The sequence below is a fragment of the Sinobaca sp. SA16-1 genome (assembly GCF_059510515.1).
In genome coordinates, this window is record NZ_JCAKFL010000002.1 from 696,740 (window position 1) to 708,786 (window position 12,047).

Annotated in this window: 11 protein-coding genes; 3 read left to right on the forward strand and 8 right to left on the reverse strand. The window is 36.8% G+C overall.

The window, feature by feature from the left end; genetic code table 11:
* Positions 1-415: 415 nt before the first annotated feature.
* From AC5W2J_RS07640 to AC5W2J_RS07670, 7 genes are all read right to left on the reverse strand, one after another.
* Positions 416-1,414 carry a zinc-dependent alcohol dehydrogenase gene (locus tag AC5W2J_RS07640; RefSeq protein ID WP_496058878.1) on the reverse strand — a complete coding sequence of 333 codons (999 nt, stop codon included), beginning with the start codon at positions 1,412-1,414 and terminating at the stop codon, positions 416-418.
* An 18-nt stretch (positions 1,415-1,432) separates the two neighbouring features.
* Positions 1,433-2,176: an SDR family NAD(P)-dependent oxidoreductase gene (locus AC5W2J_RS07645; RefSeq protein ID WP_496058879.1), complete on the reverse strand. Its 744-nt coding sequence runs from the start codon at positions 2,174-2,176 to the stop codon at positions 1,433-1,435.
* 63 nt (positions 2,177-2,239) lie between these two features.
* Entirely contained in the window at positions 2,240-2,758 is a 519-nt protein-coding gene (locus AC5W2J_RS07650) for a TRAP transporter small permease (RefSeq protein ID WP_496058880.1), read from the reverse strand.
* A 31-nt stretch (positions 2,759-2,789) separates the two neighbouring features.
* Positions 2,790-4,124 carry a TRAP transporter large permease gene (locus AC5W2J_RS07655; RefSeq protein ID WP_496058881.1) on the reverse strand — a complete coding sequence of 445 codons (1,335 nt, stop codon included), beginning with the start codon at positions 4,122-4,124 and terminating at the stop codon, positions 2,790-2,792.
* Positions 4,125-4,173: 49 nt separating this feature from the next.
* Positions 4,174-5,313 (reverse strand): type 2 periplasmic-binding domain-containing protein, encoded by a 1,140-nt coding sequence (locus AC5W2J_RS07660; RefSeq protein WP_496058882.1) that lies wholly within the window; start codon positions 5,311-5,313, stop codon positions 4,174-4,176.
* A 123-nt stretch (positions 5,314-5,436) separates the two neighbouring features.
* Positions 5,437-5,919, reverse strand: coding sequence for a 2,4'-dihydroxyacetophenone dioxygenase family protein (locus AC5W2J_RS07665; RefSeq protein WP_496058883.1), 483 nt, complete (start codon positions 5,917-5,919; stop codon positions 5,437-5,439).
* Positions 5,920-6,325: 406 nt separating this feature from the next.
* The gene (locus tag AC5W2J_RS07670) at positions 6,326-8,023 is read right to left on the reverse strand and encodes a sigma-54 interaction domain-containing protein (RefSeq protein ID WP_496058884.1); all 1,698 of its coding nucleotides are present in this window, start codon (positions 8,021-8,023) and stop codon (positions 6,326-6,328) included.
* Positions 8,024-8,722: 699 nt separating this feature from the next.
* Here AC5W2J_RS07670 and AC5W2J_RS07675 point away from each other — a divergent pair.
* Positions 8,723-9,148, forward strand: a complete 426-nt coding sequence (locus AC5W2J_RS07675; protein WP_496058885.1) for an Ohr family peroxiredoxin — start codon at positions 8,723-8,725, stop codon at positions 9,146-9,148.
* A 511-nt stretch (positions 9,149-9,659) separates the two neighbouring features.
* Positions 9,660-9,911, forward strand: a complete 252-nt coding sequence (locus AC5W2J_RS07680) for a hypothetical protein (protein ID WP_496058886.1) — start codon at positions 9,660-9,662, stop codon at positions 9,909-9,911.
* Positions 9,912-9,939: 28 nt separating this feature from the next.
* On the opposite strand, the gene AC5W2J_RS07685 is transcribed toward AC5W2J_RS07680, so the two are convergent.
* Positions 9,940-11,034 carry a citrate synthase/methylcitrate synthase gene (locus tag AC5W2J_RS07685; protein ID WP_496058887.1) on the reverse strand — a complete coding sequence of 365 codons (1,095 nt, stop codon included), beginning with the start codon at positions 11,032-11,034 and terminating at the stop codon, positions 9,940-9,942.
* A 120-nt stretch (positions 11,035-11,154) separates the two neighbouring features.
* Here AC5W2J_RS07685 and AC5W2J_RS07690 point away from each other — a divergent pair, with 120 nt between their 5' ends.
* Positions 11,155-12,030 (forward strand): LysR family transcriptional regulator, encoded by an 876-nt coding sequence (locus AC5W2J_RS07690; protein ID WP_496058888.1) that lies wholly within the window; start codon positions 11,155-11,157, stop codon positions 12,028-12,030.
* Positions 12,031-12,047 lie beyond the last annotated feature (17 nt).

Sequence of the window (12,047 nt, forward strand, 5' to 3'; positions counted from 1 at the left end):
TTATATCTATCTTACTCTGAAGGTGTCATTTAATTCATTCTTATTTTACTCTACGAAATTAAGATGAAAGTGAACTGTGTCCACACATTTAATATCTTTCATCCCAATGATCAGCTGATTCAGACAATTGTCGATTTAGTATATCTCTTAGTTTTCTTTGTTACTTCACTACAGCTGCCTTAGTATCTCATAGAGTTCAAGCTGCACACTGTATCCGAATAACATTTTCTTCTCAAGATGATCGATTAACAACGTGTAAAACAAAGATTCTACAAATCAGCCAGTACGTTCGAAATATCTACAGTTGCTGGATGATGCGAGGTAATTAAACATTTTGTGATTTTCATCTCTTTATTATTCTTTGTTTATGCAAATATTGTATTCCCTCAATTGCAGATCGATATAACAGCTTTATTCAATTACATAAAACGGCTTTTAATACTTTTTGAGTCATGCTTTTTTCAAAGGCTTCTTCCGCTTCGCCCAGCGGAAAAAAAGAAACCATATTCCGTAAAACATCTTTATAGTGAATCAATATTTTACCAGCATCATTATAGTCTTCTGGATCACAACCATAACTTGCAATCAAAGGCCATTCATTACGGACCAGGTCTGTTAAAAATAAAGTGGTTTCTTGTTCATAGAGCGCAACCACTACCACACTTCCACCTTTTTTTAGATGTTGATAGCCACTTTTTAAAGCAGCAGATGAACCAGAACACTCAAAAATATAATCAACTTTTATATCCAGCTCTTCTTTATCTGCAATATGAGGTTTTATACCAAAACCTGACGCTTTAGCTAAACGATGCGTATAATCACTTTCCAAACCTGATAAAATAACATCTGCTTTCTTATGAGCACATACAATGCTTGTAAAAAAACCTATTATACCCGGCCCTTGAACAAGAACTTTTTTCCCTTTTTCTAAACCATGTAATTTTTTCACTGCATGAACCGCGATAGCCATCGGTTCAATGAGAGAAGCAATATCCATTGGTAACTCTTCTTCTATTTCCTGCACATACAATGCCTTTACTTTTGCATACTGAGCCATGCCGCCATTCAAATGCAGACCCATAACCTTAATTTTAGAACAAATAGAATGTCGATTTAATTTACAATTTTCACACTCTCCGCAATAATGCATAGATTCTACAATCACTTTTTTATTAAGCAGTTTCTGATTGTATTCACCATGGATTTTTACTACTTTCCCTGAAATTTCATGTCCTAATATTGTACTCTGTTTGACATGTTCGTATCCTTTGGATTGTTTAACAGCATGGATATCACTTCCGCAAACTCCACAATAAGCTACCTCTATTAACACTTCGTCTTCTGACAAAATCGGCATTTCTTTTTCTGTCAGTTGAATTTGACCAGGCACTTGTGATCTTAAAATTGCTTTCATTTAGTAGTCTCCTTTACTTTATGAAGCTGTCCATCCACCATCCACATAAATCGTCTGACCTGTGATATAGTCTGAAGCTCCTGACGATAAGAAAACGGCAAGACCATCTAAATCTTCCGGATAACCAGTTCTTCCAGCAGGTATACGTGAAAGAGTTTTATTTTTCCACTCCTCATCTTTAAATAAGACTTCTGTTAGTTCTGTATTAAAATAGCCTGGAGCGATCGTATTCACCTGGATATATGGAGCCCATTCGAGAGCCATGGCTTTTGTAAGTTGATTGATTCCACCTTTAGAGGCACAATAAGGGCCCATATCGGGAAGCGCAATTCCACTGGTTAAAGAACCCATATTAATAATTTTCCCTTTTTTTCTTTTCAGCATTTGAATGGCGACAAACTTAGAAGTGAAGAAACTTCCTTTTAAATTAATGTCGATAACTTTATTCCAATCCTGTTCATTAATATCTACCATTGGTTTACGAACGTTAATACCTGCACAGTTGATCAAAATTCCAATATCCTCATATTTATTTACGACTGTTTCAATTTGTTGAATATCAGAAACATCAAGGTATTCAAACGTCATAGAAAGATTTTCTTTCTTAAATTCCTCATGTAACATTGTTATTTTTTCTTCACTTTCAATTCCACATATTACAACGTTAGCCCCTGATCTTGCGAGAGCAAGAGCCATACTTTTACCAAGATTTCCCGCTCCCCCTGTAATAAAAGCTGTTTCATTTTTTAAGTCCAGTAACATTTAAGCATCACCTCTCCGTTTAAATGCAGGTTAATTCTTTTCCTTTTTATTAGTATTTCTTTTTCACTCTTCATATTCTGCAAAAAATGTATACTCCCCATTTGTTTGAATCATTTGTTTTACCATTCTAATCAAGTAAAACGACAATAAACCAAATGCTATAGTTACTAGAAAAAACATGGGATAAAGCGGATAACTGTTCACTCCTGCCAAAAAAGTTATATTGGTCGTCCATCCTCGGATGCCGTATAAAAAGCTGTAAATTGTTATTGCAATATAGGCTGCTATTTCAACAATCAAGATAATAACAATTATTTTCAGGCGATTCGTTATTTTCCATTTACTTACAAACATATCAAGTCGCGGGAAAATACCAGAGAAGAATGCGTAGGGCATGCCGCAAAAAAAGGCGAGCGGCATTAAATAATTTTGAACATATAAATAACTTCCCGAAATAGACACTTCAAATATATTTTTCAGTATAATATCTACGACTGTCAAAAGCATCATAAATAGAATACTCGCTCCACTTATATACATGCCGATTGTTAATATCTTAGGCTGCTTGTATTTTGTTTCCAATCACTTCACCCCTTTTACTCTTAAAAATAATTTACATCCTATTCGGTAACCAGGTAACAAGTTCAGGAAACCATAGCAAGATTGGAATGACGAATACAGTAATGATCAATGCATAAATAGTTCCGTAATAAAATACTTTTTGTACAGGAAGTTTCGCTACCCCCGCCACGCTGTAAACGCTTAACCCTACAGGTGGTGTCAGTAATCCAGCAGCACAAACAATTGTCAGTAATACACCAAATATAATGGGATCAAATCCTGCTTCTGTCACAATAGGAAGAGAGATACTGACCGTAATTAAAATAACTGCTGTGCCTTCTATGATCATAAACAAAAAGAAGTAAATAGTAAGCAAAACTAACATCAATAAAATAGGAGTATCAAGCAAAGGATCAATCCAATTAATAATATGTGTTGGTACAAGAGTTAAAGTAACAAATTTTCCAAATATACTTGCACCGAGGATAATGAATAGCACCATTGCGGTAATGTTAATAGTTCCTTCGATAGCTTCTTTAAAGAAACTAAGACTAATACGCTTTAAAAGAGCTACCATGATTAAGCTTAAAAATGCTCCAACCGCGCCTGCTTCTGTCGGTGTGAAGATTCCAAAAAAGATACCTAGAAAAATAGCTGCGATGATGATCACTAAACTTCCCACTGAAATTACATAATTCTTTACATTGGCTTCTACTTCAGGCTCTATACTTTCGCCTAGTTGGGCATATTCTTCTTTAACCTCTTCTGCATCATCATTGGATGTGAAATGGAAAAGCACGAAGATGGAAATAAATAAAAGTATCACAACTATAAAAACGGGGACAGTCATCGCGATAAATAGTTCGCCAATAGAAGTTTGTGTAGCTGCACCATATACAATCAAAATAATAGATGGTGGAATAATCGTGGATAAAGAACCTGCCATCGCTACAGTCGCTGCCCCAAAATATTTATTAAATCCATGTTTTCTGAGTTCTGGAAGAGAAATTTGAGCCAAAGCAGCACTAATGGCTGTAGGAGATCCGGATAAAGCTCCAAGAAATCCACCTAAAAGCATAGTGAAAGCTCCCAATACACTCCCTCTTTCTTTTGATAACCGAAACACAAGTTGATATAAAAGCCCAATTATCTTCGCTCGAACAATAAACTGAGCCATTAAGATAAATAAAGGGATTGTCGTTAATGAATAAGTTGCGATGCTATAAAAACTAGAATCTTGTATAACTGCTGGAAAAGAGGCAAAGCCGTCTAATAATATAATACCTGCTATCCCGGAAATAATTAACACCGTTCCTATGTGCATTCCGAGTACTAGTAATATAATAAACAGTGCGAGTATAACAAAAAAAGTCAAAGTACCGTCCATAGTTCCACCCCATTTATAGTGCGATTCAACTACTCTTTTAAATACCTACTCATTCCATTTCTTCAATTTCATCAGGAACACTGCCGCCGTGTTTTATGATCAAATCTCTCCATAATAAAGCTGTTTCTCTACCTGGAAAACCTTTTTCTTCATTTATTTCTATCCAATCTTCCCAGGTTTTTACGATAGCATCATCAACAGCTTCCTGTATTTCTTCCGGTTGTTCTTCCATTGCTTCTACCATTCCACCGTTTTCTTTCATACTACTTAACGCGTCCTCTCTTCGAACATCGTAAATATCATATGTTTCTTCTGCAGCCAGAAGCTTACTTGCTTGTTCATCCATAACATTTTGTACATCTTCAGGCAGTTCCTGCCATGTTTGTTGAGTCATCCCGAACGTATGGCTGTAATGGCCCAAGTTCACTCCTTCAGTCACCGTATAATTAAATAAGCCTCCAATTCCGTAACTTGGCCAATCTGGAATAGAAAAATATAAGCCATCAATTGATCCACGCGATAACGCATCATAAATTTCAGTGGCAGGAATTGAAACACTATTAATGCCTAAATTTTCAGAGAATATTTCTGATACACGACCCGAACTTCTAAATGTTACATTGGTAAATTCCCCTACTGTTTCGGGTTGACTAATGTCTGCATAACTGAACTTATAGCCTTCCGTAGTAGGACTTGTCCATTGTTTTAGATCTTTGCTTCCATGTTCCATTTCGTAGAAACTTTTTCCATTTTCAAAGGTATAATCCCCTAATACCAATTCTTCATATGCTTTTGTTGCGATGTTGACATCCGATTCTAGTAAAGGGAGCATGCTTACTTCTGATAGGGGAAATCGAATAGGGTCATAAAGTTGGAACATAGGAAGCGCAATATCGACTAAACCAGAGTCTAATGCTTCATACTCACGTCCTGCACTAACAAGACTACCTCCATAATGAGTTTCAAATTCTACCTGTCCATTCGTTTCTTCTTCTACTGCTTCCATCCAAGGTTTAAAATAAGCTTCATTAATTATGTGTGTACTTCCCACCCCGGAACCTACACGAAGCGTAATCGGTTCTTCTTCGGCCGGATTTTCAGAGGACGCTGGATTTGCTGAACTACAACCTGCCACAAATATCATTGCACCTGGTATAGCTATTAGGCATTTCCATGTAGAAAATTTCATGGGATCACCTTCCTTCAATATATAGTAACCGCTTACATGTAATAAAAATGCAGGAGATAGGCAGAACCTAAGCTCCTGCTGATTAAATAACTAATAAAATATTCTAATCCTATGCTAAATCTTTTAGAATGTTAAATCTTTAACTGGTATATTATGCTCTTCACAGTATTCATAATACTTTTTCATCCGGTGAAACATGTCATCTTGAAGAGTAATGTTTCCCTCTTCATCGTAGTATTCAATGACTCCACTTAGGTGAAAAAGGGTAATCATATCTTCATCCTCACCAACTGTTAATGTGTGAATATCACCTGGAGGTTCATAAATGAGGGATCCTTTCTCAGCCACCCAATCTCGTTCAAGGTACCACCATTTCCCCTGCAGGGTATAGGCCAGTACAGTCCCTCCGGTATGCTTATGACGAGCATTACCTTTACCTGCAGCAAATTTAGAAATGTGAATCCAATGTCCGGTTGTTAAGTCAAAGCGAAGAGGTTTGAACCATACTCCATCTTCTTCTTTGAAAGTTGGGACCCAAGGAATATCATTCGTATCGATAGCTTGATCCTCTAAATTATACTTCTCTGTAAACGTATTCAAATCCATGTTTATCCCTCCAAATTAATTTAGAAAAATTTGATAATGCGCTTTTATGAACGCATTACTTATATACATTTGCAACTTCCGTGCCAAAATGAAATCATCTATTAAATTATTAATTATAGAGTTCTTCTATACATTGATACATCAGGGTTTTTTTAATTATTTCATTATGATTTATTCTAAAACGAGAACCTAATTCTTTTTTTATTATAATAATCGGGTAATTAAAAACAAAAAAAGTAGTGCAAAAATGCACTACTGGTGCATTTTTGCACTTATCGAAATGCAATATTAAAATGAACAAAACACGCTTCTTTTGGATATTTATACTATGATATAAACACATTATTTAAATTTTAAGCAAAAATTAAAAATTCAGTTCGTAAATAAATGTGCGTTTTTGCACTTTTTAATCAGAAGGTATATTTAGTTTTTTCATCTTCCTCATAAGTGTGGTTCGATGAATATTTAAGCTTTCAGCCACTAGATTTTTATTACCGAGTTCGTCCCATTTTCTTTGAATAACTTCTTTTTCAAGCCTATCCACAAGCCCTTGAAGACCTTGGTCTTTTGGAATGACTTGCATAGTATGTTGTTTGATACTTTCAGGTAAAAAATCGCTTGTAATCCATTGATTTTCAGATAGTATAACCATTTGTTCGATTAAATGCTGCAGCTCTCTAACATTTCCCGGCCAATGATAGCTTTCTAAATAATAGTAAGCGTCGTTAGAAAAAACAATAGTGCGGTTATACTGCCTGTTATACTTCAATAAGTAATGTTCAATAAGAGGCTTAATATCTTCTTTTGATTCGCGAAGAGGCGGAATAGTAATCGGTACAACTGACAAACGATAATACAGGTCTTCTCTGAATAAATTTTGTTCTACTAATTGTTCTATTTTTTTATTCGATGCTGCGATCACGCGAACATCGACATGTTTATAGTCTACATCCCCCACACGCCTCACTTTTTTGTCTTGTAAAAAAGTGAGAATTTTAACCTGAAGCTGCAAAGGTAATTCACTAATTTCATCCAAAAAAATCATACCTTTATCCGCAGACTCAATTAACCCTGCTTTTCCACCTTTTGAGGCCCCAGTAAAAGATCCATGAGCATAACCAAAGAGTTCCGATTCAATAAGGCTTTCAGGTATCGCTCCACAGTTCACTTCAACATAGGGGCCGCTACGCTCAGTGTTTAGTTCATAAATTGCTTTAGCTACTAAGTTTTTTCCACTTCCAGTTTCTCCTGTAATCAGCACCGTTGAATTAATATTAGCCACGCGGACTATTCTTTTTTTAGTATCTTGCATAAGTGGACTATTACCAATCAAGTAAGGAACGTCAAGTATTCTGGATCGGAGTCGATTTAACTCCTTTTTTTGATCATCATTAATTTTTTCTTGTTCTTTCAAGGAAGTTTTTAATTGGTTCAAATCAGTCATATCATACACAGAATTAATTACCATCGTAATATTTCCTACGTTATTATAAAAAGGATTACCGGTTACCAACCATGTACTTTTTTGTTCTTTCGTTTTTTGTAATACCGATTGTTTTGTTCGATTAATCAACACTTCTAATGTGACGGAACTATCAAAGTAACCCTCAAAAACTAATTCTGAAATGTGTCTCCCTTCTACTTCTTCTTTTTGAATTCCTGTCATTTCAGAGTATTTATCGTTCACAAATAAAGTAAATCCTTTCCCATCTGAAATATAAATACCATCATTAATAGTACTGACAATAGCTGCAAATTCTTTAGAATAAATGGGCTCAAATATGTTACCATTTTCTGTTTTTGATTCAATTGTTTCGAATATGTAATACGAACTGCCAAATTGAAGTTTTTTTATTTTTCTATTGAATGATTGACCTTCTTTTAGCAGGTTACATTGTTTAAAATTTACACCCTCTTGCAATATTTCATTTACAAAAGAAAAAACTTCAGGTGAATTGGACCCTTTACTTATATTAAAAAGCCGGTCGGCTTCTTGGTTATACGAAACTAATTGACCGTCTATATTAAAAAGCATAACAGCATCTTCGATATGATCGATAAATACATTTAACTTTGTAACTTCAAAAACCTTTTTTAATTTCAATATTTATCCCCCTCCTTCATTTGTTTCACAAGTTTATAATATGGATCTATAGTAATAATGTTCCATACGTATTCCCTCTCATTTTCTATTCCTTTTAAAAAGTATACCGTCTCTGTTCGTAAAAATGTAGGCAAAACAAAAAACGCCTGTAAAGTTATTTATAACCTTTATGAACGTTCATAACAATTCATCTCAATCCTATTTTAACGTTCCTAAAAGTGTCTTTTAAGAATAGTTTTATGTATTTGATTTATCTTAGTTTTAACTCGGCCAGTTTAACAAGAAGTTTCTTTTATCGAATAACCTACCGTCGCAAGCTTTCTATTCATTAATGCTTGCGACTCTCAGCGAGACCTATGTCTTCTCGAATGTTTAAGACGAGCTGTCTACAAAAGAATGTGTGGCACCGGACTGGACAGAAAGATAAATTATCATTTTCTTTTGTTACTTTGATTTACAACACATCCTGATTGGCGAGCAATCGATTGACAGCACCTAAACCCGGTATTCCCGCATCCGCCAAAATTGTAAAAGTGATATTTTGAATTCGATTCAAATAATTTAGAGCTTATTTTCATTTCACCACATAATTAAAATGCGGAATATTCAGATAATATTATAGAAATCAGCTGACAAAAGGAGTATAATAAATGCGAATTAAAAAATTATAAGGAGATGTAGAAAATGGCTAGTTCTGGTTTGCTATTTGACGCAGCGGCAACCAATGTCGGCGGTCCGGAGGGAATTAGTTATTTAGCAGATGGTTCATTTTCAACTAAAGTATCCCCTCCATCAAAACTAGGCGGAACAGGGGAAGGATATACTCCTGCTCACTTTTTGGCGCTTGGTTACAGTACTAGTTTCAATTTTACCTTAGTCAGAATAATGGGGATGGAGGAAGTCACTGGAGAGCCAATGACCACTACGACTGTTGAACTTCATCCGGATCCAACAGACAATGGCTACAAAGTGGCATTTCGATTGGATGTAGCGATTAAAGGAATGGAAAAGGCGGAAGTGCAAGCCCTGGCAGACAAAACGTATGCAGTGTGTCCTTTTTCAAAAGCGATGAAAAACAATGTTGAAGTAACTGTAAACGCGGTTGTCTACGAATCCCTTACGTAAACAAATAGCACCTCATGAAAATTGCTCAGAAAGATTGTGAGGGTGTTCAGTAATTCCTATTCGATACTTGCAAAACATGAATTAGGATGGCCAAATTATTTGATTTAATTAATTGGCAGGCAAGAAAGAAGACCAGTAACTGAATAATGCTTTTGCGTAAATATAGTCTTGAAGGGCTGCTGGAATAATTGAAGGTGTTCAGTAAACCCTTTTACTTTATGGGTGAAGTGTTTTATATATTACACCTCGAAAGTTAGAATTAAAAATCTAACTTTTGGGGTGTTTTTTATGGATAAATATAGCGAAGAATTTAAATGGGACATTGTTAACGAGTATTTGGCTGGCTGCTATCCCACGACCAGCTAAAAATGCGGAATTCCCGGTCATTCGCAAATTGAACGCTTAGTCCCTCCTTTAAAGTTAAGAAAGCTCTCTAGCTGCGGTCTTTTTTTAAAAGGAAGATCAATACACACTGGACGACGAAAAGGTACATTTAAAAGGATTAAAATCAATGACTGCGGCAATAAAAGAACAACATTTAAAATTATCTATGTTGGATTCTGTCCATGTGTATAAAGGAAGTAATCCTGGAGAAAGTCTACAAAACTCAACAGAGATTAAAACTACTTATTTTTTAGTTCCCCTTCACTTAAACAATTTAGGATACGTAATCTCGGTTATCCGAACCTCTTCCTATACAAAGGGAAAGAAGATGTGCTTTCATCAGCCTCTTCTCTCCCTTTTTAATTTTTTAAAAAAATGAGCGAAATACCGCTTCACTTTCTTCCAACTTATTCGGGCACATGACCCGTATAGTGCGTCTGGGGCCGGTAAATGCGATTGTTCTCAGCCTGCTCCAGAACATTAGCACTCCAACCAACTATTCTGCTGGCAGTAAAAGTTGCAGTAAATAGTTCATCCGGCAGCTGCACAGCCCGGAGTACAGCTGCTGCGTAAAATTCTACATTTGTATAGAGCTTTCTTCCTGGTTTGTATTCTTCCAGCAAACGGATCGCTTTTTCTTCCACTTCGTGTGCAAGCTCCAGCCATGCATCCTCTTGGACGAGAGAAGAGGTTACTTCTTTCAAAGCTTCTGCACGTGGATCCTGCGTTTTATAAACACGGTGCCCAAATCCCATTAATTTATTTCCCTGCTCCAACTGTGCCCGCAGCCAGGATTCTACATTACTTTTCCCCCCTATTTTACTGAGCATTTCTGTGACTTCGCTCGGGGCTCCACCATGCAGAGGACCTTTCATCGCTCCCACTGCCCCGGTAATCGCAGACACCATATCCGATTCTGTGGAGGTGATCACCCGGGAAGTAAAGGTGGAAGCATTCATGCCGTGCTCCATCGTTAAAATTAAATAGGCATTCATGGCTTGAATATGGGTTTCCTCCGGGATCCTGCCATGCAGCATGTATAGATAATTTGCAGTATGCCCCAGCGTTTCTTTCGGTTCAATAATTTGACCGTCTTTCAGCCAGCGATAGCGTGTTGCGATAATTACAGGCACTGCCGCCGTTAACTTTACTGCCTGTGCAGCTGTTGGGGGCCATGTAAAAGAGGCGTCTCCCAAAAAAGAAATACATGTACGAATGACGCTCATCATCGGCATATTTGCAGGAAGCAGCTGAATTAATTCGATCAAACTGTGGGATAGCTTTCGCTGCTGTTGAAACTCTGCTTTTAAAGCTTCTGTTTCTTCTTTCTTTGGCAGTATGCCCTGCCACAAAAGATAAGCGATATCTTCAAACTCGTAATGCAGGCAAAGTTCCCGAATATCATAGCCTCTGTAAATAAGCCGCCCGCTCTCTCCATCAACAAGACTAATGGCCGTATCTGCCGTTACTACTCCTTCTAATCCTTGATTTTTGACATCCATTTTATTACACTCCTTTTCCTGCTTCTATCTTTAGTGTAAAGAGTATTTATGATTAATAAAAATAAGTATTTTTGTGATTATTGATAACATATTATAATTAATAAAAGGAGTGATAGTCTGGTGAATATACAATGGCTGCGTACCTTTTTAACTGCTGCAAAAGAAGAAAATTACCATCAAACCGCAGAATTGCTGTTTATGTCCCAACCAGCCGTGTCCATACAAATGAAACAACTGGAGAAAGAACTCGGTGTTTTCTTATTTGAAAGAACGGGCAGAAATATCCGCCTCACTTCGTATGGCAGGTATTTTTATCCGAAAGCCGTACAGATTATTAAAGAACTGGACGAGGGATTTTTGCAAATGCAGCGAATCAAGCAGGGTTATCATCAAACGCTTACAGTTGCTGTATCTCCGCTTGTCGCAACAACTTATCTTCCTTATTGGCTGAAGGTTTATGTTAAAAAGGAAAAGCAGGTAGAAGTGGTGATTCGCGTTATGGAGTCGGAATTTATTGCAGAAGAAATAAATAAAGGACTGTCAGATATCGGTTTATCCAGAATGGACAGTCACTTTAAAGAGGTAACCGCATCGCGGATTTCTGAGGAGCCACTAAAAATCGTAGCGCCGCATGACGGCGGTGAAGAAGAAAGCAGTCCGCCAATTGAATTTGGATCGCTGATCGAAGAAAAGGTGCTGCTTACAGATAATCATCCAGAATACTGGGAACCAATTCTCAGGCAGCTCCATTTTGCGTATCCTGCCTTAAGAACGATGCAGGTTTCTCAGGTCCATGTGGCAAAGCGATTTATCGAAGAAGACATTGGATTTTCTATTTTACCTCGGTCAGCAGTGAGGCGGGAGCTGGCAGAAGGAAGGATGCTTGAAATCGATGCACCGGAATTAGTGCTGCCAAAGGTCTTCACCTATATTCTTACCAAATACCCGCAGGAACAGGCAATTACGTTCCACGAAACAATTAAAAGGCTGGTGTAGTGTAATCTTTCTTCGAC

Excerpts from the sequence above, each read along its gene's own strand:
- AC5W2J_RS07640 (WP_496058878.1), bottom strand. The coding sequence starts at position 1,414 with ATGAAAGCAATTTTAAGATCACAAGTGCCTGGTCAAATTCAACTGACA.
- AC5W2J_RS07645 (WP_496058879.1), bottom strand. The coding sequence starts at position 2,176 with ATGTTACTGGACTTAAAAAATGAAACAGCTTTTATTACAGGGGGAGCG.
- AC5W2J_RS07655 (WP_496058881.1), bottom strand. The coding sequence starts at position 4,124 with ATGGACGGTACTTTGACTTTTTTTGTTATACTCGCACTGTTTATTATA.
- AC5W2J_RS07660 (WP_496058882.1), bottom strand. The coding sequence starts at position 5,313 with ATGAAATTTTCTACATGGAAATGCCTAATAGCTATACCAGGTGCAATG.
- AC5W2J_RS07665 (WP_496058883.1), bottom strand. The coding sequence starts at position 5,919 with ATGGATTTGAATACGTTTACAGAGAAGTATAATTTAGAGGATCAAGCT.
- AC5W2J_RS07680 (WP_496058886.1), top strand. The coding sequence starts at position 9,660 with ATGACTGCGGCAATAAAAGAACAACATTTAAAATTATCTATGTTGGAT.
- AC5W2J_RS07685 (WP_496058887.1), bottom strand. The coding sequence starts at position 11,034 with ATGGATGTCAAAAATCAAGGATTAGAAGGAGTAGTAACGGCAGATACG.